The 24,168-nt window shown below is 38.4% G+C and carries 21 protein-coding genes; all 21 read right to left on the reverse strand.

What is annotated here, in order from left to right; translation table 11 throughout:
* Window positions 1-193 precede the first annotated feature (193 nt).
* The 21 genes from KJ593_05775 to KJ593_05875 all read right to left on the reverse strand — a co-directional run bounded on the left by KJ593_05775 (window position 194) and on the right by KJ593_05875 (window position 24,165).
* A complete protein-coding gene (locus tag KJ593_05775) occupies window positions 194-3,460 on the reverse strand; it encodes an AAA family ATPase (GenBank protein MBU2541388.1) in 3,267 nt (1,088 codons plus the stop codon).
* A gap of 49 nt (window positions 3,461-3,509) precedes the next feature.
* Complete coding sequence (locus KJ593_05780; GenBank protein ID MBU2541389.1) at window positions 3,510-3,878, reverse strand: PilZ domain-containing protein; 369 nt, start codon at window positions 3,876-3,878, stop codon at window positions 3,510-3,512.
* 37 nt (window positions 3,879-3,915) lie between these two features.
* Window positions 3,916-5,109 carry an electron transfer flavoprotein subunit alpha gene (locus KJ593_05785; protein ID MBU2541390.1) on the reverse strand — a complete coding sequence of 398 codons (1,194 nt, stop codon included), beginning with the start codon at window positions 5,107-5,109 and terminating at the stop codon, window positions 3,916-3,918.
* A gap of 16 nt (window positions 5,110-5,125) precedes the next feature.
* Entirely contained in the window at window positions 5,126-5,926 is an 801-nt protein-coding gene (locus tag KJ593_05790) for an electron transfer flavoprotein subunit beta/FixA family protein (protein MBU2541391.1), read from the reverse strand.
* An 83-nt stretch (window positions 5,927-6,009) separates the two neighbouring features.
* Window positions 6,010-7,164 carry an acyl-CoA dehydrogenase family protein gene (locus KJ593_05795; protein MBU2541392.1) on the reverse strand — a complete coding sequence of 385 codons (1,155 nt, stop codon included), beginning with the start codon at window positions 7,162-7,164 and terminating at the stop codon, window positions 6,010-6,012.
* A gap of 20 nt (window positions 7,165-7,184) precedes the next feature.
* Complete coding sequence (locus KJ593_05800) at window positions 7,185-7,640, reverse strand: N-acetyltransferase (GenBank protein ID MBU2541393.1); 456 nt, start codon at window positions 7,638-7,640, stop codon at window positions 7,185-7,187.
* Between the two features lie 87 nt (window positions 7,641-7,727).
* Window positions 7,728-9,758 carry a tetratricopeptide repeat protein gene (locus tag KJ593_05805; protein ID MBU2541394.1) on the reverse strand — a complete coding sequence of 677 codons (2,031 nt, stop codon included), beginning with the start codon at window positions 9,756-9,758 and terminating at the stop codon, window positions 7,728-7,730.
* Window positions 9,755-10,693 (reverse strand): ATP-binding cassette domain-containing protein, encoded by a 939-nt coding sequence (locus KJ593_05810; protein ID MBU2541395.1) that lies wholly within the window; start codon window positions 10,691-10,693, stop codon window positions 9,755-9,757. The genes KJ593_05805 and KJ593_05810 overlap by 4 nt, the downstream gene beginning before the upstream one ends.
* Window positions 10,690-11,484 carry an ABC transporter ATP-binding protein gene (locus tag KJ593_05815; GenBank protein ID MBU2541396.1) on the reverse strand — a complete coding sequence of 265 codons (795 nt, stop codon included), beginning with the start codon at window positions 11,482-11,484 and terminating at the stop codon, window positions 10,690-10,692. The genes KJ593_05810 and KJ593_05815 overlap by 4 nt, the downstream gene beginning before the upstream one ends.
* Window positions 11,481-12,278 (reverse strand): ABC transporter permease, encoded by a 798-nt coding sequence (locus KJ593_05820; protein MBU2541397.1) that lies wholly within the window; start codon window positions 12,276-12,278, stop codon window positions 11,481-11,483. The genes KJ593_05815 and KJ593_05820 overlap by 4 nt, the downstream gene beginning before the upstream one ends.
* A gap of 11 nt (window positions 12,279-12,289) precedes the next feature.
* The gene (locus KJ593_05825) at window positions 12,290-13,264 is read right to left on the reverse strand and encodes an ABC transporter permease (GenBank protein ID MBU2541398.1); all 975 of its coding nucleotides are present in this window, start codon (window positions 13,262-13,264) and stop codon (window positions 12,290-12,292) included.
* Window positions 13,261-14,868, reverse strand: a complete 1,608-nt coding sequence (locus KJ593_05830; GenBank protein MBU2541399.1) for a peptide-binding protein — start codon at window positions 14,866-14,868, stop codon at window positions 13,261-13,263. The genes KJ593_05825 and KJ593_05830 overlap by 4 nt, the downstream gene beginning before the upstream one ends.
* 65 nt (window positions 14,869-14,933) lie before the next feature.
* Window positions 14,934-15,323, reverse strand: a complete 390-nt coding sequence (gene secG / locus KJ593_05835; protein ID MBU2541400.1) for a preprotein translocase subunit SecG — start codon at window positions 15,321-15,323, stop codon at window positions 14,934-14,936.
* On the reverse strand, window positions 15,308-16,069 hold the full coding sequence (tpiA, locus tag KJ593_05840) for a triose-phosphate isomerase (protein MBU2541401.1): 762 nt from the start codon (window positions 16,067-16,069) through the stop codon (window positions 15,308-15,310). The genes secG and tpiA overlap by 16 nt, the downstream gene beginning before the upstream one ends.
* A gap of 10 nt (window positions 16,070-16,079) precedes the next feature.
* Window positions 16,080-17,264, reverse strand: coding sequence for a phosphoglycerate kinase (locus KJ593_05845; protein MBU2541402.1), 1,185 nt, complete (start codon window positions 17,262-17,264; stop codon window positions 16,080-16,082).
* A 24-nt stretch (window positions 17,265-17,288) separates the two neighbouring features.
* Window positions 17,289-18,305, reverse strand: coding sequence for a type I glyceraldehyde-3-phosphate dehydrogenase (gene gap / locus KJ593_05850; GenBank protein ID MBU2541403.1), 1,017 nt, complete (start codon window positions 18,303-18,305; stop codon window positions 17,289-17,291).
* A 289-nt stretch (window positions 18,306-18,594) separates the two neighbouring features.
* Window positions 18,595-19,539 carry a methionyl-tRNA formyltransferase gene (fmt, locus tag KJ593_05855; GenBank protein MBU2541404.1) on the reverse strand — a complete coding sequence of 315 codons (945 nt, stop codon included), beginning with the start codon at window positions 19,537-19,539 and terminating at the stop codon, window positions 18,595-18,597.
* Entirely contained in the window at window positions 19,536-21,422 is a 1,887-nt protein-coding gene (gene priA, locus KJ593_05860) for a primosomal protein N' (GenBank protein MBU2541405.1), read from the reverse strand. Before priA ends, fmt begins: the two co-directional genes overlap by 4 nt.
* The gene (locus KJ593_05865; GenBank protein MBU2541406.1) at window positions 21,412-22,512 is read right to left on the reverse strand and encodes a hypothetical protein; all 1,101 of its coding nucleotides are present in this window, start codon (window positions 22,510-22,512) and stop codon (window positions 21,412-21,414) included. The genes priA and KJ593_05865 overlap by 11 nt, the downstream gene beginning before the upstream one ends.
* Window positions 22,509-23,108, reverse strand: coding sequence for an HAD-IIIA family hydrolase (locus KJ593_05870; protein MBU2541407.1), 600 nt, complete (start codon window positions 23,106-23,108; stop codon window positions 22,509-22,511). Before KJ593_05870 ends, KJ593_05865 begins: the two co-directional genes overlap by 4 nt.
* A 19-nt stretch (window positions 23,109-23,127) precedes the next feature.
* Window positions 23,128-24,165 carry an NAD-dependent epimerase/dehydratase family protein gene (locus KJ593_05875; GenBank protein MBU2541408.1) on the reverse strand — a complete coding sequence of 346 codons (1,038 nt, stop codon included), beginning with the start codon at window positions 24,163-24,165 and terminating at the stop codon, window positions 23,128-23,130.
* Window positions 24,166-24,168: the final 3 nt, after the last annotated feature.

Below are 24,168 nucleotides of genomic sequence, written 5' to 3' on the forward strand. Positions count from 1 at the left end.
TGCATTTTATTTTACACCATATATTATTGCCTGTCAATCAGTTATTACCAATGTGCCTGCCTCGTTTTTTTGCTCTTTTGAAGTATGAAAAATAGGCAATAATCAGTCTTAAGATCTATTGAAGTATAAACAAAAAATCAAGAAATAATGGCTTAGGTGCTTTCAGAATATGTGCAAAAAGTAGCAAGAATGGCTATTCTTTTAATGCGGGAGATTTTACTGGCTTGGGTTTTGAGGCATCGGCTGCCTCCTGTTTAGCAAATTTAACAGAGACTATCTTAGAAACTCCAGATTCCTGCATAGTGATGCCATACATAACATCAGCATTGGTAATGGTCTTTTTATTATGGGTTATGATGATAAACTGTGTCGTCTTAATAAATTCCTGCAGCACCTTATTATATCTATCAATATTACTCTCATCAAGTGCTGCATCTATCTCATCTAAGACACAGAATGGTGAAGGCTTCACCTTAAATACGGCAAAAATTAAGGCAATTGCAGAAAGTGACTTCTCTCCACCTGAAAGCAGTGATATGTTCTGTAATTTCTTTCCAGGCGGACGACACACAATTTCAATACCGGACTCTAAGATATTGTTTTCATCACTGAGCAAAAGCTGGGCATCTCCGCCATTAAACAACAATCTGAAATAATCCTTAAAATGATCTCTAATCTTTTCAAATGTCTCTTTGAACATCTTCCGAGTTGTCTGGTTAATTTTAAGTATTGCCTTGTGGATAGAATCCTTGGCAGTTAACAAATCATTCTGTTGATTTAATAAGAATTCAAATCTTTTTTTGAGTTCTTCATATTCTTCAATAGCAACAAGATTTACATTTCCGTAAGAATCGACTTTTTGCTTTAACTTCTCAATCTCTGCATCTATCTCTAATGTAGACTCCTGCGACAACTGCTGGCAAGTATCGCCAACTATATCCAAATTAACATGGTAGCTGGCTTCAATTCTGTTTTTAAGATTTAAGATCTTGAAATTTATCTCTTGTTCTTTCGATGTTATCTGAAAATTGGCCTGGCGACTTTTATCAAGCATGGTATTCTCTTGGTTAGTATCTTCTTGAATTGCATTAATCTTCTCTAAGGTGACTTCCTTTTCCTGTTTCAATGCTCCTAAGCGGACCAAGACCTCTTCCTTGCCTTTAGTTGTCGATTCAATATCTATTTTTGCTTTCTCAATTTGCCCAATTAGCCGCTTAGCCTTATTTCGGCAATCCTCACTCTCAGCCTGGTTAAGTGTATCTTTTTCTTTATCCTGAGTGAGTGAGGCCTCGATTATCCGTAATGAATTCTCTAGGGACTGATGCCTAGGAGCAATGTTTGCAATTAAGGTCTCCAATTGAGCGATGTCCACTGTTTGTGACTCGCGCTTCTGGATTAAATCAGCAATCAGCTCTTCAGATTGAGAAATAGACTGCTCATTATTTTTAATTTCAGAGTCGATTGAATCTACTTTATTATTTGATTTCTCTAGGGCCTCACGCAGTGTGGTCATTTCTGATGTGACTTCCTGAAATTCCTCCTCTACGATATTTGCTTCCCCATTTAATTTATTAATCTCCTCTTTAAACAAATCAAATTGCATTTTCGTATTAGCAAAAGAAATCTCTTCTTTCTTTAATTCTTCCTCTTTTTGCATTTGAGATCTGGATCCTGCTTGAATAAGGTCTAGGAGTTCGTTTTTCTTGAGGCCTTCTTGCGCAAGCCTAGCCTCAAGCGCCTCTTCTTCTTCGGCAATCTTTTCAATATCCAGATCAATAATTTTTAATTTAACCTTTATTTGCTTCTTGCTGCCGCCCTCAAACTGGAGGCTATTTAATAAATTCTCCTCTATTTGTTCAATAGTATCAACTTTTGCCAAAATACCCATACCTGGCTTTAGATTATCAGCCTCAAAGATAATTATGCCATCGCAGGCATCAGGAAAATCACCATATTTCGATTTAAGATTTTGCAAAAATTCTTTTTTAGACACTAAATTAGAAAGTTTTTTCTCAAGAGTCACTATGTCTTCTTCTAATTTTTTTAACGTGAGCTTATTATTAGAAAGATTCTCTCTTTCAGCTTCCAGTGTTTCCCTTATCGCCTGGACTGCATCTGTCTTTTCTTTAAAACTAGCTTCGGCCTGGCTAAAATTAGCTTCAACGCCTTGCTTTTCTTCGTTGACCTTTGCCCTCTCAATCTGAAGCCTCCTGCTTCTGGCAGAAAGAGCATTTGAATCACTCAACAGTTTAGAGGCGTCATTTCTTGCCTTGCTTAAATTAGTTGCCAATTCCAAAATATTCTTCTTTGCACGCTTGATTGTCTCGCGTGCTGACTCGATCTCATCAATTGTAGAACTGAGTACCTCCTTTTTCACTTTTAACTGATTTTCCTTTTCCCGGGCGTTTTTATCAAAATCAGAAAGCTCACTTTTGATTGCTTGCGATCTTTCCTGCTCACCTTTAATTCTTTCGGAAATCAAATCTTTTTCTTTGGTTAAGGCGGTGATTCTTTGCTCATATTCTTCAATCCGCTCTTTATTAACAGCTATCTGCTCATTAAATCTTTCTGCAGCGCTATCCGCCTTAAGGGCATCTATATCAGCTAATTCAATGTTTGAGGCGATTTCATTAAAGCGTGTTCGCAGATCTTTTAAATTTTCTATTTTGCTTGCAATTGCGGCCTCTATATCTTTGCTCTCGTTTACTGATAATGTCTTCTCAGCCGCCAATTCCTTTATTTGGTTATTAAACTGATCTAATTGGAAATATGCCTTGTCTATCTCCAAATCTTTCAGATGCTGAAAAACCTCCTTATAGCGCCTTGCCTTTGCTGCTTGACGCTCCACAGAACCTATCTGACGCTTAACCTCAGCAATAATATCTGAGAGTCTTAATAAATTATCCTCGGTATATTTTAATTTATTTAGGGCCTCTTTTTTCTTGGCCTTATATTTAGTAATTCCTGCTGCCTCATCAAAAATCGCCCTTCTGTCTTCCGGACGCGAACTTAAAACAAGATCAATCTTACCCTGCTCAACCAAAGAATAAGATTCACTGGCGATTCCAGTGCCCATTAGAAGCTCATTTATATCCTTTAGTCGGACGCGGCTCTTATTTAGAAGATATTCGCTTTCTCCAGAACGAAAGAGTCGACGCGTAATAGTTATCTCTGAATAATCAACAGGAAAGAATTTACTTTCATTGGAAAAGGTTAAGCTAACCTCGGCAAATCCTAAAGCCGGCTTGCTGGAAGTGCCATTAAATATCACGTCCTCCATACTCACCCCGCGCATGGCCTTAACTGACTGCTCACCTAAAACCCAGCGTATTGAATCAAAGATATTACTCTTACCGCATCCATTTGGGCCGACTACTGCGGTAACGCCCGGTTCAAAATTCAAAACCGTCTTTTCCAAAAATGACTTAAATCCTAGAAGTTCTAATTTTTTAAAATACATATTTAACTTTTTAATCGGCCTCTAATCTGGAGGCTTCGGGGTTATGGTCTCATTTACCTTTATTATTTAAATTCAGAACTCCAAATACATATTTGGATATCTTTTCCTGGTCTTCCTTGGCAATATCCCTAAATTCAATACCTGCCTCATATTCTTCCTGGGCATCTTTGCCTCCAACCTTAAACATATCTATCCATACTATCTTGCCCGTTGTCTCGATTGGCTCTGATTGTTCTGGAAGAAATAATTTTAATTTCAATAAAGTATCTTTTTGGATGAGCGAATCTAAAAATAGGCAAATACCGCCTTGACTCAGATTTTTCGTAAAGGATCCAGTTCTATCGCCTCTGGATTCAATAATATCGTATTCAACCCTCACGCGTGTATCTAAACGAATGAATTTTCTTCTCTCCTGCATATTGAATCACCCCTTTTAACATACCGCAACTTTTAATCTATTTCAAGACTTCTCTGAATTTTTTTGTCAATACCGGAAGGATGTCAAATAAATCAGCAACTATGCCATAAGTAGCTACCTGCATTATTGGCGCATCCGCATCCTTATTTATTGCTACGATTATATCCGAAGACTGCATCCCAACGAGATGCTGGATTTGACCCGAGATTCCGCAGGCAATGTAAATCTTAGGACAGACTGTTCTTCCGGTTTGCCCCACCTGATGAGAATAAGGAATCCAATCTGCATCTACAGCAGCCCTAGATGCACCGACCGCAGCGCCTAATGCCTTTGCCAAATCCTCAATTAATTTAAAATTCTCAGGCGCCTTAAGTCCTCTGCCTCCGGAAACAATAATATCTGCCTCAGCCAGATTTACCTTGGAAGTTAAATCTGCAACAAATTTCAAAAGGCTTGTACGTGAATTTAAGAGCTCACTTCCTAAATCTTCCTTTATGAGCCTTCCTTTTCTTTGCTTATCGACAGCAGCTTCTTTCATTACCTTGTGTCTTACTGTTGCCATCTGAGGCCGGTTACACCTTGTAATAATCGTTGCCATAATATTACCGCCAAACGCAGGGCGAGTCTGAAGAAGACAACGACTTTCTCTGTCGATATCAAAACCAGTACAGTCAGCAGTTAAGCCTGTATTTAACTTAACAGCAACGCGCGATACGAGTGACCTACCGATAACTGTAGCCCCAGCAAGGAAAATCTCTGGTTTATATTTATTTATTAAATGAACCAAGGCATTGGTATAAGGCTCATCTAGAAAATCTTTTAATTTGGGATTGTCAATTACATATACCTCATCTGCTCCCCGGCTTATTAATTCTTGGCAACTTTTCTCTACATCGCTACCTAAAAGAACTGCAGCTAGCTTAACATTTAGAATATCAGCTAAATGCCTGCCTTCCCCTAGTAACTCATATACTACTGACTGAATAATACCGTTTTTCTGTTCGGCAAAAACCCATACACCCCTGTATTCTTTCAGATTCTGGCATCTTGTTTGTTGCTTCTCAATAACTATGGCTTCGAATTTGCAAGAATCAACACAGGCCCCGCAAAGCGTGCATTTATCTAAATCGATAATGGCCTTCTTATCAACAATAGTAATTGCATCAGGTGGACAGACCTTAACGCATAACGTACAGCCTGTACACTTATCTTTAATAACTTTTATTGACATCTTTTTAATTACGAATTTACTTACTCGATTTTGCTTGTAACACTGCGTCCTTTAATGCATCAACCAGCCTTTCTGCCACATCCTCTGCTTCGCCTTCGAATATTGCACCTTTAGGCCGGGGTGGAGGTGAAAATATTTTTACTACTTGTGTAGGTGAACCATCAAGGCCGATCTTATCTTTTTCAAGTTCTAGGTCCTTAACTGTTAAATGTCTTATTTCTGCTGATTTTGAACGCATCATATGCCGCAAGGAAGGAAGACGCGGCTCATTTATCTCTTTGACAACAGTTATTAGCGCCGGAAGGGGTGAGCTGATAACCTCAAAACCCTCTTCTGTTGACCTCTCAACAACACAATTGTCTGCTTCGATTTTTTCTATTTTTCTAACATACGTTACCTGGGGTATATCAAGATGCGTTGATATACCTGGTCCGACTTGAGCAGTATCTCCATCAGATGCCTGCTTACCACAGATAATTAAATCAAAAGGCGGTAGTTTCCTAATGGCGCAGGAAAGAATATAACTTGTTGCCCAAGTATCAGATCCTGCAAAGGCACGATCACTAATCAAGACTGCATCATCTACCCCTAAGGAAATTGCCTCCCGAAGTGCACTCTCTGCCTGAGGCGGACCCATACTTACAACAGTAACCTTAGCAGAGAATCTCTCTTTAAGACGCAGTGCTTCCTCAATCGCATACATATCAAAGGGGTTAATAATTGAGGCTACGCCCTCGCGAATCAAGGTATTAGTCTCAGGATTAATCTTTACATTTCCAGTTTCTGGAACCTGTTTTATACAGACAATGATATTCATCTTAAGGCTCGAAATCATGTGAAAGCGAGGTCTTTTTACACCTTAGAACAGAACCCGCTTTGTGAATCTTTCCATGCGTACTATTATTTCTTCTTTGCCTCTTTAATCAACTGCAAAGCAATTATACCGCGCTGAATTTGATTTGTGCCTTCATAGATCTGAGTAATCTTTGCATCTCGCATATATTTTTCCACAGGATAATCACGCATGTAGCCATATCCGCCTAAAATCTGCACAGCATCTGTGGTAACACTCATTGCGACATCTGAGGCATATAATTTTGCCATGGCTGACTCTTTAGCAACAGAGGTCTTGCCTGCATCTACCATACGTGCAGTAGCATATACGAGTGCCCTGGCAGCCTCAACCTTAGTAGCCATATCTGCAAGCATAAATTGAATACCTTGAAAGCTTGAAATTGATTTTCCAAACTGAGTGCGGCCTTTAGCATAATTAACTGCCTCATCAAGTGCACCTTGGGCAATCCCAAGCGCCTGGGCTGCAACACCAGGTCTACTCATATCAAAGGTCTTCATCGTAACTATAAAACCCATACCCTCCCTGCCTAAGAGATTTTCTTTTGGAATCTTACAATCAGCAAATATAAGCTCCCGGGTTGAAGAAGCACGTATACCCATTTTCTTTTCTTTCTTACCAAAGGTAAAACCCGGAGTATCCTTTTCCACAATAAATGCAGATGCGCCCCTTGCGCCTTTCTTTTTATCGGTCATGGCAATAACTACATACACATGCGCATCACCGCCATTGGTAATAAAATGCTTGAGGCCGTTTAAAATATAATGATCGCCCTCTTTTTTAGCCGTGGTTTCAATCGCAGATGCGTCAGAACCGGCATTTGGTTCGGTTATGCCAAAGGCAGCCAAATACTCTCCCCTTGCCAGGAGAGGCAGATACTTCTTCTTCTGCTGGTCATCTCCATAAAGTAATATTGGAAAGGTACCTAAGGCACTTGCCGCATAGCAAACTGCAATTCCACCGCAGGCCTTTGAAAACTCTTCTGTCGCAAGGCATAATTCTAATACGCCTGCGCCCATTCCACCAAATTCTTGTGGTATGTAGAGTCCGAAAAGGTCTGATTGGGCGATGATCTTCATAATCTCATGAGGGAATTCCTCGCTCTCATCCAGTTCTGCAGCATAAGGCTTAATCTTATCCTTTGCAATCTGAGCGCATAAGCCTCTAATCATATTCTGTTCATCAGTAAGTAGATAATCCACAAAACCTCCTATTTTTAATATTAAATTTTCTTCAGCAAGGCTATTTCTTTACAGTCTGGAAATTTAGGACAATTACAACATTCTAGCCAGATTTTATGAGGCAACTTTAGCCTATTTATCCTTCTAAATCCAAACTTCTTAAAAAATTTAGGTACATAGGTTAAAACGAATATATTTTTTATACCTAAACTCCTGGCCTCTTCCATGGCCTTTAAGACAAGAGCGCTTCCAATACCGCGGGAGCGAAATCTGTTGATAACTGCCAAAGACTTAATTTCTGCTAAATCGCCCCAGGATATGTGTAAAGCACAGCAGGCAGTAATCCTTTTATTAGCCTCATTAACAAATACCCAAAAATCGCGTATATTCTCATATAATTCATTTAATGAACGCGGCAGCATATAATCGTCTTTCGCGTGCTGATTAATTAAAGTATGCAGTGCCTTTATATCTCTGATAGTTGCTTTTCTAATCATGGTAATTATTAAATAATAAAACTAGAAAATTATATAATAAAAGTTTAAGTATTGCAATATATTATAAAAAATAAGGTAAAAATCTGCCTAGTTTTCTTCTAGCGACTGTTCGAGATTTGCAACGAATTCTTTTATCTCTTTATCATCAGGGGTTATTTTCTGCGCTAAGCGGGAAATTTTCAACGCCTTTTCCTTCTCGCCTAACTTAAGATATGTCTTAGCTAAGAGCAAACGAAGATAAGACTTCCTAAGGCCGTAAGTATAGGCAAGACGCAAATGCCTCAAGGCATCATCAAACTTACCCTGATTAAGAAATGCCTTACCAAGATAATAATGAGCCTCCCTTGAAGAAGGATAAATCTTTAAGGCCTCCTCTGCTTCAGAAATAACAGCTTTATCTAGGCCGACAGCATCAAGTAACCTTGCACGCAAAATATATGGGTCAGGAACAACTACACCTAGAGTGAGACGCAACATGTCAACCGGTGATGCCTGCCAATTTTTTAAATCAACACTTAAGGACCTAATCAACTTGGCATTAGCAGTTGTTTTCCTCAAGAATACAACTCCGCTTTCATCAAAAAATACTAATTGCCACTCGGGATGCTCATAGAACATCTTGAAGGCTTTTTTGGGAATAAAGGAAGTAGAATTATTTAAAAGAGCAGTATTTATATTAAATTTTTCTACCTGGGTATCAAAAATTTCTTTATCACCAGCCATAATTTTAAGGTAGTTATCAAAAAATTCACTACTATAAAGTTCAGTGCGTCCATCAATAAAGACTTTATATTCAGGATAAGCATGGAAGATAAGATATGCCCCGGAATTAAAATCATTGAAGAGATTTGCTGGTAAGTTATTATCACGCATAAAATCTATGCATGCCTTTGGATAGCGATACCCTATTAGATCTGAAAGATGGCTCTTCATCTCATAATCCTTAAAATCATAGTAACGCCTGAACATGGATCCATAGCTGATCTTTGCCATAAATACAATTAACACGCAAATAATGAGGCCCTTAATAGCTATATCCAGTTTGCTTGAGAAGACATTAATCCTTACCTTGCTTTTAACAGAATGATCAATCTCATTCAATCTAGATATTACTATTAGATAAGCGGCAAAACTCAAAAAAGTAATATTGCGTTGTACCACCAAACCAAAGGGGAGAAAAAATGCAAATAATAAAATATGAGAAATGTCTAACTTTCGCCAATTAAATAATAAACTAAACAGACTAATCAGAACTAAAATGTTAAACTGCGTACTTCCTACAAAGGCATTCCCTTTAAGGGGGAAAGCACTTACAAGCTCTGCCACGCTTTTAAATGCATAATGAGCCTGACCTAAGACTATATCTTTTAATATGAGGAAGGGATAAACTACGCCGATAAATCCATGCGGGTTAATAAAACAAACAAGTAATACTAGAAAAAGGAGTTTAATCAATCTATGAAAACTCCTATCCTCCAATTTGCCGGTTTGCGACCATTGGGCTGGAAGAAAAGGCAAGAATCTTCTAAAGACCTCGGCGATAATAAAAATAAGTATTAAAAGCGGACCTAAGAAAAAATAACCATGGGAATTCACCCAGAGAAACTGCCAGAATATCAAGATATAGATAACATTAGTGCCCTTATTAAACTTTAATTGATGCAAGAATATGCTAAAGAACAGTAAGCTCAATATATCCGGCCTCAGGTTGAATCTAGTATAAGTAGCAAATATTACCAAGATAGACAATAATACCGTCGTAATCATATGTTGGTTGTCTTTAAATCCAATCAAAAACAACACAAGAAAGGCTAAGGCAACAAATAGTGTCTGTAAGAATATCAGGCCGCTTATATCAAAATATTTGTACATTAAATAAACGGCAACCTGAAATAGCCATTCGTGATTTATCCAGCGCTTTCCGGATAAAGTAAATGAATAAGGATCAGAGCCTGAGACGCGCATGTCCTTGATAATCTCTTTTCCGGTTCTCAAATGCAGCCAGATATCTGTATCAAAGATACCGCTGGTTGCCTGAACAATCACAAATAATACAAGAATAATGCTTAATGCCGAGGTTGCATATTTATTAATTTTTGGAATTATATTTTTGTTCATTTTTGGCTCCTATATAAATCAAATGAAAAATGACAGGCGCTGAAATGGCCTTTTTCTTTCTCTTCTAATTTAGGTTCAACACTAAAACATTTATCCTTTGCATAGGGGCAGCGTGAATTAAAAATACAGCCAGAGATTTTCCTAAATCGTGGTATATCTCCTTTAAGTTTACTCCTCTTATCCCTTGCGGCCAAGAGTAAAGACTCTGTATAGGGATGCAGGCTTCTTTTAAAAATATCAAGGGCTTGCGCCTTCTCCATGATTTTGCCCAAATACATAACCAAACAAGCATCGGAAAAATTCTTAACCACAGCCAAATTATGAGTTATAAACAAAAAACTCAAACTAAGCTTTGTTTGTAAACTTTTGAGCAGATTTAAAATCTTTACCTGGATTCTAACGTCTAAGGATGAAACCGGCTCATCAAGAACAATAATTTTTGGACCTGAGGCTAGGGCCCTGGCTAAACTAATCCTTTGACGCTGACCGCCGGAAAATTCTTTTGGAAAGCGAAAACGCGAGCCTGAATCAATATCTACCAAGTCTAGGAGTTCTATAACACGCTCCTTAGGAGATTTGTGAGAAGACATCTTATGGATTAAGAGTGGCTCCAAAATAATATCCTCTATACGCATTAGAGGATTAAGTGAATTGTAGGGATTTTGAAAAACCATCTGAACATCTTTACGTAAATTCTTAATTTGGCTTCCAAAGATAATATCTCCGGAGGTGGCTGGAATCAATTTTAGAATAAGTTTTGCAACGCTAGTCTTACCGCAGCCGCTTTCGCCGACAATAGCTAGAGTTTGAGAAGATTCAAGAGAAAAATCAAGATCATCAACAGCCCTAATCTCAATTCTTTCCCTTGAGAAAAAATTCTTCTGTATGTAATAATATTTTTTAAGGTTTGAGGCTTTAAGTAAAGCTTCTTTCATAGTCTGCTAGTAATCATGCCTGCATTTAACAGCTCTTTAGTATAGGCCTCTTTAGGATGCGCAAATAACTCCTTGGTCTTTTTTAATTCTATCAATTTTCCCGCATAAATTACTGCTGTCTCATCAGCAAGAAAACGCACTAAGGATAGATCATGGGTAATAAAGATTATAGACAGACCCAGCTTTTGCCTTAACTCTGCCAGCAATTCCAAAATCGAGGCCTCTATTGTTACATCAAGATTAGAGGTTGGCTCATCTGCAATAAGAAGTTTAGGCCTAGAGGCCAAGGCCAAAGCAATCATCACCCTCTGATTCATACCTCCGGAAAATTGATGTGCATAGAATTCAAGATGCTCCTTTGGATCTGGTATTTTTACAAGTTCAAGCAGTCTATGGGCTTCATCTTTAGCATATTTACGGCTTAAATTTCTAGAGTTCATTATAGTCTCAATAAGTTGGCCGCCGATACTTATAACTGGATTTAGTGCTGCGGTTGCATCCTGAAATATATATCCGATTTGCTTACCGCGAATAGCCTCTAATTGTCTATCTGTCAATTCTAAGATATTCTTACCTTGATAAATAACCTTACCGCTTATGAATTTGGCGTTATCAGGTAAGAGTTTTGCAATACTCATTGCCAAAGTAGTTTTACCACAGCCACTTTCACCTACAATACCCAAAGCGCCACCTTCGCATAACGTGAGGCTTATGCCTGTTAACGCATCTAGCCTTCCTTCTCTGGCGTAATAAGAAACACTCAAATTTTCTATTCTTAATATATCGCTCATTGCTTCTGCCAATTTCTTAATCCTTCACCCAGCATATTATAACCGAGTATGGTGATAAAAATAGCGAGTCCGGGAAAAAGAGTAAGCCACCAGGCAACGCCTAATGTAGATTTTGCTTCAATAAGAATATTACCCCAGGAAGGCGTAGGCGGCTGAACGCCAATGCCTAAAAAACTCAAAGAAGATTCTACAAGAATCGCATATGCCATGCCTAAGATAGCTGCTACCACAACCGGTCCAAATGCATTAGGCAGGAGATGCTTGAGTATAATCCGCATATTGCTGGCTCCGATTACGTGGGCGGCCTGAATAAACTCACGTTCTTTTAGACTTAAGACTTGTGCACGTACAATACGAGCAACTCCCATCCAGCTTGTAAGACCGATAATGATCATAATATTAGTTATCGACGGTTCTAAAATCGCTACTACTGAAAGTATCAAGAAGAATGTCGGAAAACACAACATCAAATCAACAAAGCGCATTATCACCGAATCAATCCATTTACCATAAAAGCCTGCGATTGAACCTACGGTGCATCCGATTATTGTAGAAATCCCTACAGCTATAAAACCTACTTTGAGTGAAACCCTTGAACCAAAAAGCATACGCGAGAATAAATCCCTACCCAAAGAATCAGTACCCAAAATATGTTCACTTGAAGGCGGCATTAAAATACTGTCGACATCAATCTGGGAAAAATCATAAGCTGATAAGTAAGGTGCAAAAAAAGCACAAACTGCCAGCAGTAAAACAATTAGTAGGCCAAAAACTAATAATTTATTTCTTAACATTTTTCCTTTCTTTATCGCTGATAGCGTATACGAGGATCAACCCAGGCATAGGTAACATCAGCAATCAGATTGCCAGCCAAGGTAAAGATACTACCCAAAACGAGCAAACCCATAATCGAAGGATAATCTCGACTCATCACTGATTCAAAGAATAATCTTCCCATGCCCGGTATAGCAAATATTGTCTCAAAAATTACGCTACCACCAATTAATCCCGGAATAGATAGTCCTAAAATTGTAATTATCGGAATTAATGCATTCCGCAGGGCATGATTATATATTACCCTTGTTTCACTCAGGCCTCTTGCACGTGCTGCAATTACATAATCAGCTTTTATTACCTCCAGCATGCCTTGACGCATATAACGTGAAATCCCAGCCAGGCCTCCAAAGGCAGAAACAAATACAGGTAATATTAAATGCTTACTAACATCGAAGAATTTCATCATCGGTGTTAAAAATTCAAAATCAATGGATTTGATTCCAGATATAGGTAACCACCTTAAATGAACGCCAAAAAGACTCATCAAAAGTAGGGCCAACCAAAAACTAGGCATGGCAAATCCCACAAAAACAAAGATAGTGCTACTCTTATCAAATAGACAGCCCTCTCTTAAGGCTGATTTTATTCCTAAGGGTATGGCAACGATAAGAATGAGAGCCAATGATAGCACGTTAATCAACAATGTTATGGGCACTCTTTCTTTTATCTTATCCCAAACTGGCCGATCATCCAAAAATGAGTTACCAAAATCAAAACGTATAAGGCGCAAAAACCAATCTCTGTACTGGATATGCAGCGGCTTATCCAGGCCGTAGAGTTTTGCAAGTCGCGCTCTGACTTCTAGGCTAACCTTGGGATTAAAATCCGACGCAATTGTCGTAGGCCTGCCTGGGGCAAGATGAATCACTAAAAAAGAAATTAATGTTATACCAATAAATAAAGGAATTAAAATCAATATTCTTCTTATTAGATAATTAATCATCTTTTAATTCTAGAGCGGATATATTTTTGCTCTGAGTCAGGAACCCACCATTTTATAAAATTATATCCTATACCCAAGGGTTCTGGTTTTATGCCCTTAAAGCGTTTATGGACTATTGGAAGTGAATCCGGAACATAGAGAAATATATAAGGAGCATCTTCATATATAATTTCGTGGATTTCTTTATATAATCTGGCACGCTCAGCCTGATTAAATGTCCGCCTCCCCTTTACCAATAAATCATCCACCTTCTTATTATTATAAGAGATGAAATTAAATTCTCCTTCTCGCGTCTTAGAAGAATGCCAGATATCGTAATTATCAGGATCGCGCGATAAAGACCAACCCAATAGAACAGCGTCAAATTTTCTCTTGTCGATAAATTCACTGATGAACGCAGACCATTCAATAATCTTGATCTTAACCTTTATACCAATATCAGCCAATCTTTTTTGGATAATCTCGGCAACTGCCTTTCTCTGCTCATTTCCCTGATTTGTGATAATCGTAAATTCAAAGCGCTTGCCTTCCCTATCCAGCCAGCCATCTCTATCTGTATCCTGCCAGCCTGCTCCTTTAAGTAAATGCCTTGCCTTATCCTGATTAAAGTCCCTGACTGAGATATCCTGATTATAAGCCCAGGAATCAGGCACAAAAGGCCCTGTGCAAACCCTTCCTAATCCTAAAAGAACACCTTTGATTATCTCATTCTTATCTAGGGCATAGTCGAGTGCTTGGCGTACTTTTTTATCTTTAAAAAGGGGGTTCTTCAAATTAAATCCAAGATATGTAAAGCCAAAACTTGGCAGCCTGTATTTATTAAATGTATTTTTAAAAAAGGCAGTATCAGTCTGGCGCTTGTATTGAAATGGTGTAAGGCCTGATAAATCTACGCCTTCTACCTGAGCCTCTAAAAACAGCGTTGCCTGATCTGGTATAATGCGATAGATGTAACGGTCAATAAAAGGACGACTCTGGAAATAAGCCTCATTTGCCTCTAAGACAATTTTCTCTTGCGTCTTCCAGAATTTGAATTTATATGGCCCTGTGCCAATGGGATTGCGTGAAAAAGAGGTATTATTAAAATCTTCATTTTCTAATATGTGTTTAGGCATGATACCCATGCCCCAGCTTGAAAGCCCTGGTGAGAATGGCTCTTTATATGTAACCTTTAGTGTATATTCGTCAATAACTTCAATGGCTTTGACTTTTTGGAAGTCTCCGCTATAAGGCGTCTTTACATCCGGATCAATTAATTTCCTAAAAGTGAATTCAACATCTCTTGCACTAAAAGGTGTTCCATCATGCCAACGTACATTCTTCCTTAATTTAAAAATAATTACCAGGCCGCCTTCGGCAATCTGCCAACTCTCTGCCAAGTCCCCAATCAAATTAATATCCTTATCATATTTTATCAAGCCATTAAACACTAGGCCAACAATATCTCCAGAGGCTGAATCTGATGCTAGTATAGGAATGAGCGAACGCGCATCGCCGATAGAACCAACTACAATAGTATCTCCAGTATCTTTCACCTCTTGAGCGGAAGTTAGACAATGTGAAAATAAAAAACATGTAATTATAAAAACTGCTATTTTCTTCATAAAATAAAAAGCTACCATTCTTAAGTGGTAGCTAAACATTTTGAATTAAAGACATGTTTAAAGTTTTACTCTTTAGGCTCTCCAACCGCATCCAGGATTTCGTTATCAGCAGCCACGCCTTCTGCGACGACTTCTTTAAGCTCAGGTGGGCTGACCTCCTCTTGCTTTGTGATCTCATCAGCCTTACTTTTAGTTTCTGGAATCTCAACTCTTTCCATCAAGGATTTAGACTGTTGCTTGGAAACATAAGCCAAAGTCAGGCAGCTTGTAATAAAAAGGATTGCCATGACAGTTGTCAGACGCACCATAAAGGCATTTGTCTTAGTGCCGAAAATAGATTCTGCAGCGCCTCCAAAGGTTTCTGCTAAACCACCACTCCTACCTGACTGCACTAAAATCACCACAATCAGCAAGATTCCAATAATTGCATGTATAGTAATTAAGATACCGTACATCTTTTTACAATTTGGGAAAATGATTCAATCCCTAAACTTGCTCCTCCAACCAAGGCGCCATCAATATCAGCTGCCTTCATTAAATCTGCTATATTCTCTGGCTTGACACTGCCTCCATACTGAATTCTTACCGAACTTGCTACCTCTTTATTATACCATTTTTCAAGCAGTGAGCGTAGGAATTTATGGACTTCTTGGGCCTGAGCACTTGTTGCGGTTTTTCCTGTGCCGATTGCCCAAATAGGTTCATAGGCAAATACGATCTTTTTTACTTGAGCCTCCTTGATATCTTTCAACGCTGCCTGCAACTGTCTCTGCACCACATCATAAGTCTGATTAGCCTCTCTCTGTTCTAATTTCTCACCGATACAACAAATAGGCGTAATCTCTGCCATTAATGCAGCCTTAATCTTATTGTTAACTGCCTCGTCTGTTTCTTGAAAGTGTTGCCTTCTTTCAGAATGGCCTAAAATCACGAAGCTAACGCCGACATCCTTAAGCATCGAAGCTGAGATCTCTCCTGTATAAGCACCTTCATCTTGCCAATACATATCCTGTGCACCCAATTTGATGCTAGAATCAGCTAAGACCTCAGATACTTCACTCAGTGCTGTATAAGTAGGACAAACAACAATATCCGCGCCTACGAAATCAGATAGCTCCCTCTTTAGGCCATTGACCAACTCAATAGCCTGAGGTATGGTCTTATACATTTTCCAGTTTCCAGCTATTATCGGCTTTCTCATTATCTATCTCCTACTTATCGCTTAAGGCAGCAATACCAGGTAATGTTTTTCCCTCCATATACTCTAAAGAAGCGCCGCCACCTGTAGAAATATGAGTAATTTTATCAGTCAGGCCAAAAAGACTTGCAGCTGCTGCTGTATCTCCACCACCAAGGATTGTAGCCGCATCTAACTCAGTAATATAGGTCATTATCTCCTTTGTGCCGCGGCTAAAAGCCTCAATCTCACTCACTCCCAAAGGTCCATTCCAAAGCATGGTCTTTGCGTCTTTTAATTCATCTTTAAATATCTCTATACTCCTGGGACCAATATCTAAACCCATAAGATCAGATGGTAAATTTAATCCTTTAATTAATTGCGCAGAGCCAGGATTATCAATTGCTGTTGCAGCTATATGATCAACAGGCAGAACTATTGCTTTGTTCTGTTTTTTCGCTAAATCAATTATATTTTTTGCAAAATCAAGGCGTTCTTTATCAAGCAGTGATTTTCCGATTTCAACGCCAACTGCCTTTAAAAACGTATAAGCCATACCGCCGCCAATCAGAAATTTTTGAGCTTTGGGCAGGAGATTTTCGATTACAGCGATTTTATCCGAAACTTTCGCACCGCCTAAAATCACAACAAAAGGCAATTCCGGATTTGCCAAAGTATCTCCTAAGTATTTAATCTCCTTTTCCAGTAAAAACCCTGCTGCAGATTTAAGGTGATGCGTTACGCCTTCGGTAGAGGCATGTGCGCGATGCGCGCTACCAAAGGCATCGTTTACGAATAAATCGCCAAGTTTAGCTAAACCCTTAGCAAAATCAGAATCATTCTTTTCTTCTTCTTTATGGAAACGAAGATTCTCAAGAAGAATTACTTTTTCTCTGGAATCGGCTATAGCTTTTTCAACAGCTTCACCAACACAATCATCAAGCTTTAAAACAGGCTGACTTATGAGCGCCTCAAGCCTAGCTGCAACTTTATCCATTTTTAAGCTATCTTTAATTTCTCCCTTAGGCCTCCCTAAATGAGACATGAGTATCAACTTTGATACGCCATTATCTAAGGCATACTTAATAGTAGGCAAGCTTGCTCTTATACGAATGTCATCTGTAATGTTTCCCTGCTTATCTTGAGGAGCATTAAAATCAACCCGCACTAAGAGGCGCTTATCTTTTAAGCTTAAATCTGAAATTGTTAACTTTGCCATTTATTACTATGCTCCTGTCTTTATCTACAATCCCTTACTAACCAAAAGCTCTAACAAATCCACTACCCTGTTAGAATAACCCCATTCATTGTCATACCAACCCACAACCTTAACAAAATTCTTATCCATAATCATAGTTGAATCTGCATCAAATATGCAAGAGGCAGTATTGCCAATAATATCACTGGATACTATTGGATCTTCTGTATATTCTAAGATCCCTTTCATAGCGCCTTGGGAGGCTTGTTTCATTGCAGCGTTGATCTCTTCTTTTTTAGCATCCTTTTTAAGAATTGCCACGAAATCAACAATAGAACCAACCACAACCGGAACACGCATTGCCATTCCGTTTAATCTTCCACTAAGTTCAGGAATAATCTTACCCACAGCCTTGGCTGCTCCTGTAGTCGTGGGAATAATATTTACGGCTGCAGCGCGTGCACGCCTTAGATCTTTATGAGGAAAGTCCAGAATACACTGATCATTAGTGTAGGCATGTATGGTTGTCATCAGCCCTTTTTCTATACCAAAGCTATCTTGCAATACTTTAACCATGGGTGCTAGACAATTTGTAGTGCAGCTTGCATTTGAGACGATTTTATCCTCTTTTTTCAAGGCCGCTTCATTAACACCAATAACAATCATATTATCAATTTCATCTTTTGCCGGAACAGTGAGGATTACCTTTTTTGCCCCTGCCTCTAAATGAAGAGCTATTTTTTCCCTTTCTCTAAATACGCCCGTAGATTCAATAACAATATCTACGCCTAGCTCCCTCCAATTGAGCTCAGCAGGATTCTTTATTGCGCTAATCTTGGTCTTTTTACCATTGACAACAATTGCATCTGCCTCAGGCTCAACTGTGCCGTCGAATTTACCATAAGAAGAATCGTATTTCAATAAATGAGCTAAGGTCTTAGCATCCGTAAGGTCATTGATTAATGAAACCTCTAATCCTTTTCTTTTATTAATGACTTTAAACACATTTCTGCCGATTCTTCCAAAGCCGTTGATTCCTACTTTAATAGCTCTTCCTGACATGTACTTCCTCCTTTAATAATTAGATAACTTAAGGAATCCATAAAATATACTCTTTAAATCTCAAGCTTCGTTCAGTCTATTATATTATTTTTTCTTCTCCTGTCTATTAAAATTTAAGAAAATTATAACTTTATCTCTTTTCCCCCATTCAAAACCAGCTACCCTAGTCAGGCGCGGGAACAATTCTATATGCCAATGATAATCCTGCTCAATTGTCTGCCAGTATCCTTTGCGAGGAAAACGGATCCTTACTTAATTCTCCCATCTTTCCATTTCCCTCTTTAGTTAATTATCCCAAAAAATCACCTAGTGAAATTCTTGACCCAGCAATAAATTCCTCTGGCCTCATGCGTCTTGAATTCTCTGGCTGCACCTCTTCTATCTTAAGGACACCGTGAGCACAAGCAACAGAAATCAAGCCATCGCTTAAACTAACTACTTCTCCTGGCTTTGCCGAAACAGATTCAGGAAAGACTTTGGCAGCAAAGATTTTAAGGCGCTTTCCTTTAAAATATGTAAAGGCAACTGGCCAAGGCAGACAACCCCGAATCTGATGATGGATAGCAACAGCATCAATATTCCAATTTATGACACCATCGTTTTTCTCCAATTTCGGAGCAAAAGTAGCACATGATGAATCCTGTTTAGAAAAGGTAATCTTTTTCTCTTTAATCAAATCCAAAACCTCAAGAATCTTTTTGCCAGCAAGCACACTAAGTTTAGCCTCTAAAGTTATAGCATTATCATCTGCCTCTAGCAGAATCTCCTCCTGAGCAACAATATCTCCTTCATCTATTTTCTCATTCATTCGAATAATAGTTATACCGCTTGAAGTTTCTCCGTTTATAATTGCCCATTGGATAGGGGCAGCTCCCCGATACTTAGGAAGTAACGAGGTATGGATATTTAAAGCAAAACTGCGCGGTATATCTAAAATTTTTGCTGGTAAAATTTTACCATAGGCAACAACAATAAATATATCAGCCTCTAACCCTGCAAGCTTATCTAAAAAGGCTTTATCGGATAAATCATCAACAGCTAAAACATCCAATGCCTTGGTTTCAGCAAAAATCTTAACAGGCGTAGAATGCAGCATAAGATGCCTGCCTGATTTTTTATCAGGCTGGGTAACTACACAGCTCGGGATATAGCCAGCCTTTAGTAAAGTGCTTAGTATCTCAACCGAAATCTGAGCACTTCCAAAAAATATTATTCTCAAATCTTGCTTACTCATATATCTACATTAACTCCGATACTAACTGCCTTGCCAGCCTTTAATTTAGGTAATAACCCGGAAACAATGCGATTCATCTCCTCCACTTTAGCTGTTTTAATCAAGATTTGCAATCTAAATTTTGAACGCAATTTAAACGGAATATCTTCAATAGGAGAAAATACTTCTATATGCCTTTCTCTCGCAACGCGATTTTTCAATAGTTTGAACAATTTTTGGGAAGTCAAATTTAACTCTTCTAGCTTCGCAGATTTTAAATTTAATGCAATCAGATGCCTGTAAGGTGGGAGGTTCAAGCTCTTTCTATCATTTAACTCTGCCTTAATAAAAGCCTCATAATCCCCCTGATTAAGACAGCTAAATACACGATGTTCGCATATATAAGTCTGAACAACTAACTCATCTTTTGCTAAGGCGCGCAAATGCAGTAAAATCCTAAAGGCCTCTTCGCTAGAGCGAAGCTGGGCAAGATTTAATATATTATCCATGGAAACAACAGCACATAAATCTATATCTTCTTTTATAAGGCCTTCTTTTAACCCGAATTGACTAGTGATAATTATGTTTGATGAAGAGGCCTCAGCCTTGGCCTCCAAGGAATCAAGACAGGTAATTTTAACTCCGGGAAATAAACGATGCGTTTCACTTTCAAGGCGTTGAATACCAAAACCGCCAAAATATATGAGATTAAAATTGCACTTTGGGCAGACCTTAGGCTCATCTATTTTATAATTACAATGAGGACACTGCATCGTCTTTGTATGATAATAGTAAATAAGATGACTGCTGCAGCGAGCACACTCAAGTGAATGTCCGCAACTCTTGCATCGTAAAAATGTAGCAAAGCCTCTGCGGTTAAGAAAAATCAAAATCCTTTTTTCCTGTTCTAGGTAATTCCTGATGCGTTCAGTAAACGGCAAAGAGAATAGATTGCCTCCTCTAGGCAACCTTTGATATCTCAAATCAATTATCTTTGTTTTAGGCAACCTAGCTTTATCTGTCTGTTCTGAGATAAACTTAAATTTATTCTTTATCGTAGAATGAAATACTTCCGCACTGGGTGATATGCTTGAAAGCACCAACATAGCTTGCCTGTCCTTGGCCAGCATTATTGCAACATCCCTGGCATTATAGTAAGGTCTGGTCTCCTGCTTATAAACAAAATTGTCCTCAGAATCTATGATAATCAAGCCAATATTAACTAAGGGAGAGAATATTGCAGCGCGTGAGCCAACTACTATATCCGCTTCAGACGATTTAATCGAAAGCCAAGCAAGAAACGCCTCCTTTTTACTTAATCTACTGTGCAAACAGATAATACGTGCCCCCTTGAAAATGCTCCTTAAGCGCTTGACCCAAACGTCGACTAAAGAAGTATCAGGCAAAAGAAATATAACCTGCTTATTTTTCTCCAGCGCCTCTTTGATTCTTTCTACGAAAAACTCGCTCTTTTTTTCTTCATCGATACTGCGATAAACAAACCCAGAAAATTTCTCTTTAACTTTTGGCCTCTCTTCTGGCTCTTTTGGAAACTTATAATCTAGAGGAATCTGCCTTCCTTTTCTGATTAAGTCCGGAAGTGCTGCCTCAATCATCTCGCCAAGCGAAGAACAATAATAAGAGGAGATCTTAGACATTAAAGATAAAAAATGACCTGGCAAGATTGGCGCCTCATCTATTAAGGAAATAATAGGGTTGAGTTTCTTAATCTGCGATTTATCCGTCAATGCCTGAACATAACCAATCATATTGCGTCTATTAAAAATTATGTTCACACGAGAGCCTGCCTTTATTTTTTTTCTTAAATTCTCAGGGATAGAATAATCAAAGCTTTTTGATAGCGGCAGGCCCAAAACAACTTTAGCAATTAATTTATCTGACATGTTCCTTTAGAAATGAAATTATCCTAGAATTTGCATCGCATCTTGCGTAGCGAGCTAAATTTTGCTTCAAGACAGTCAAACCCTTAGGATCCTGCGAAAATTCAAGCAACCTTTGAATGACTGCGCTTTCTCTTCTCTCATAAAAGGCACAACCTAAAGTGGTAAAAACTTCAATATTGGCTGCCTCCTGACCTCCGATACGCGAAATAAAACACATCGGGATTTGTGCAATGAGCGACTCTGTTACTGTCAGGCCTCCTGCCTTAGTAATAATAACATCGCTACAAGCTAAGAAATCAGCCATATTACTAACAAGTGGATATAAAATTAGGTTATTTGATCCTATCTTTTCTAAACTGTGTAGCAATTTTTTATTCTTACCGCAGATTACTATCGTCTGCATATTATCCTTCAAAACGCTGGCGATTCTGCCTAAACAATTCAGGCCGATAGCGCCAGTTACAAGCAGGGCAGTAAATTTATTAGGATTGACTCCTGTAATCTCAGCGGCTACCTGGCGGCTCTTTAGATTCAAAAACGATTTATCTACCGGAATACCCAAATCAAGGATCTTATCCTTTTCAATGCCTTTTTTAATTAAAATATCCTTTAAAAATTGGAGGCCGACTATGAATTTATCAACTCCATCATTTAACCAAAAGCCATGGATGGTATAATCAGTTATAATTGATATATGGAAGGAATCTATCTTCTTTCTCTTTTTTAAATTGGATAATACTTCGCTAGATAAAAAATGGGTGCTTAAAACAACCTGGGGGTTATTTTTATTTAAAAAGCATACAAATCTCTTCGTCATCAAAGAGTTGCTGGCTCTTCTTAATAAGTTTATAAGCTTGGAGAGTATTCCTAAATTTGTCAGCCAATAAAAAAATGACCAAAGCCAAGAAATACGACTTATCAGAAAAATATATCCTTTTGAATAGGTGAATTTAAAAAAGGAGGGCGTGAAATCTAGAATATCAACAAGAGATGATTCTTGCTTTAGGCTATCGTCTAAACTTTCATAAATTGCTTCTGCTGCCCTACGATGGCCAGCTCCGGCACTCGCATAAACAATAAGAAGTTTCATGCATTAGTTTTTAATATGAATTTTGTAGCTTCTAATAAATTTTTGAACACGTAGTCAGGTCTTCCTGAGCGCTTAGCCATAACCCTTCGCCTATCCCTTCCGCTTAAAACTAGAATAGTCTTCAGGTGGCTGCGCTTTCCCATAACTATATCCTTGGCAATATCATCTCCTATTAAATAAGAAGATGTACGGTCAATTCTTGAATCAAGAGATTGCATTGCCTTTTTTACTGAGGCGGTCTTGGGCTTGCGACATGCGCAATTTGTCTCTGGTAAATGAGTGCAATATAAGACCTTTCTTATGCTTCCGCCTGCCCTCTTAATATTTAACAGCATCTTATGGGTAATTGCCTTAAGTGCAGCCTTTGTGTATATCTTTTTTGCCACGCCAGCCTGATTAGAGATGATAAATATAATGAATCCTGCCTCTGTTAGCTTCTTAATAGCTCTTAATGAACCCGGGATAAGCTTAAAAGAGCGCAGACTTGTCACGTATTTTCTTCTTCCTGGATACCTGTTGATTACGCCATCACGATCAAGGAAAATTACCTTTTTCTTCTTAGGCTTCGAATGTTTGGTTAGAATCTTTTTTTTCATTGCCGGAACTTTAAGGATATTAGATGAAAAAACGCTTATTCGTCTTCACCCAATCAACTAATCTAGCAATACCATCTTTAACGCCTATCTTGGGTTGCCAAGAAAGTCTTTCTTTTATTTTATCTATATCTGAAATATATACCTTCTGGTCACTAGGGCGCCAATCGCCAAAAGAAAGATTAGGGTCTTTACCGCTAATCTCTTTCAGCTGCTTGATGAATTCAAGCAGTGATATTGTATTATTGGGACCACCGCCAATATTAAAAACTCCGCTAGATAAATCACTATCAATAAAGGCATCGTATGCCCCAACAAGATCTTCAACATATAAGAGGTCTCTAACCTGCTTACCATCACCAAAAATAGTTATTGGCCTATTAAAAAGCGCTGCAATAATAAACCAAGCAACCCAACCCTGATCTTCAAATCCAAATTGTCTGGTTCCATATATGCAGCTCATACGAAATACTGCTGTGCGCATACCATAGATATGGGCGTACTCCTGAGTATAAAGATCACCCACCAGCTTTGATACTCCATAAGGAGTATGAGCTGTTAAGTCTGTAAGTATATCTTCATTAATGCCTTTAATTTCCTTAAAACAATAACGAGTATCCTTCTCCTCTATAGGGAGTTCACTTACATTCTCGCCATAAACTTTATTGGTCGAACAATAGATAAAGGTTGCATGCTTGCAAATTTTTCTCGTGCACTCTAATATATTGAGCGTACCAAAGGCGTTAATACTAAAATCTTCCCTAGGATCTTTTACAGAGGCAAGTACGCCAGGTTGACCAGCAGTATGGATAACAACATCAACCCCCTTGCCTAAGGCCTTTAGGCAATCGGATTCTACCCTTACATCACCTTTAATGCACTTAATATTATTAAGTTTTTTTAGATAATTCCAATTAAACTCTACTGATTTTTTGTCATATCCGAAAATTTTTGAACGCATGAGATTATCAAGGGCAATAACCTCATTTCCTTTCTTGGCAAAGTATTCTGCTGCGTGTGAACCAACAAGACCAGCTCCACCTGTAATTAAAATTCTCAACTT

Source organism: Candidatus Omnitrophota bacterium, assembly GCA_018830005.1.
GTDB lineage: Bacteria > Omnitrophota > Gorgyraeia > JAHJTE01 > JAHJTE01 > JAHJTE01.

Excerpts from the sequence above, each read along its gene's own strand:
- KJ593_05870 (MBU2541407.1), bottom strand. The coding sequence starts at position 23,108 with ATGAAAAAAAAGATTCTAACCAAACATTCGAAGCCTAAGAAGAAAAAG.
- fmt (MBU2541404.1), bottom strand. The coding sequence starts at position 19,539 with ATGAGTAAGCAAGATTTGAGAATAATATTTTTTGGAAGTGCTCAGATT.
- gap (MBU2541403.1), bottom strand. The coding sequence starts at position 18,305 with ATGTCAGGAAGAGCTATTAAAGTAGGAATCAACGGCTTTGGAAGAATC.
- KJ593_05810 (MBU2541395.1), bottom strand. The coding sequence starts at position 10,693 with ATGAAAGAAGCTTTACTTAAAGCCTCAAACCTTAAAAAATATTATTAC.
- KJ593_05785 (MBU2541390.1), bottom strand. The coding sequence starts at position 5,109 with ATGTCAATAAAAGTTATTAAAGATAAGTGTACAGGCTGTACGTTATGC.
- KJ593_05790 (MBU2541391.1), bottom strand. The coding sequence starts at position 5,926 with ATGAATATCATTGTCTGTATAAAACAGGTTCCAGAAACTGGAAATGTA.
- secG (MBU2541400.1), bottom strand. The coding sequence starts at position 15,323 with ATGTACGGTATCTTAATTACTATACATGCAATTATTGGAATCTTGCTG.
- KJ593_05825 (MBU2541398.1), bottom strand. The coding sequence starts at position 13,264 with ATGATTAATTATCTAATAAGAAGAATATTGATTTTAATTCCTTTATTT.
- KJ593_05775 (MBU2541388.1), bottom strand. The coding sequence starts at position 3,460 with ATGTATTTTAAAAAATTAGAACTTCTAGGATTTAAGTCATTTTTGGAA.
- priA (MBU2541405.1), bottom strand. The coding sequence starts at position 21,422 with ATGTCAGATAAATTAATTGCTAAAGTTGTTTTGGGCCTGCCGCTATCA.
- KJ593_05830 (MBU2541399.1), bottom strand. The coding sequence starts at position 14,868 with ATGAAGAAAATAGCAGTTTTTATAATTACATGTTTTTTATTTTCACAT.
- KJ593_05805 (MBU2541394.1), bottom strand. The coding sequence starts at position 9,758 with ATGAACAAAAATATAATTCCAAAAATTAATAAATATGCAACCTCGGCA.
- KJ593_05845 (MBU2541402.1), bottom strand. The coding sequence starts at position 17,264 with ATGGCAAAGTTAACAATTTCAGATTTAAGCTTAAAAGATAAGCGCCTC.
- KJ593_05780 (MBU2541389.1), bottom strand. The coding sequence starts at position 3,878 with ATGCAGGAGAGAAGAAAATTCATTCGTTTAGATACACGCGTGAGGGTT.
- KJ593_05800 (MBU2541393.1), bottom strand. The coding sequence starts at position 7,640 with ATGATTAGAAAAGCAACTATCAGAGATATAAAGGCACTGCATACTTTA.
- tpiA (MBU2541401.1), bottom strand. The coding sequence starts at position 16,069 with ATGAGAAAGCCGATAATAGCTGGAAACTGGAAAATGTATAAGACCATA.
- KJ593_05815 (MBU2541396.1), bottom strand. The coding sequence starts at position 11,484 with ATGAGCGATATATTAAGAATAGAAAATTTGAGTGTTTCTTATTACGCC.
- KJ593_05820 (MBU2541397.1), bottom strand. The coding sequence starts at position 12,278 with ATGTTAAGAAATAAATTATTAGTTTTTGGCCTACTAATTGTTTTACTG.
- KJ593_05865 (MBU2541406.1), bottom strand. The coding sequence starts at position 22,512 with ATGAAACTTCTTATTGTTTATGCGAGTGCCGGAGCTGGCCATCGTAGG.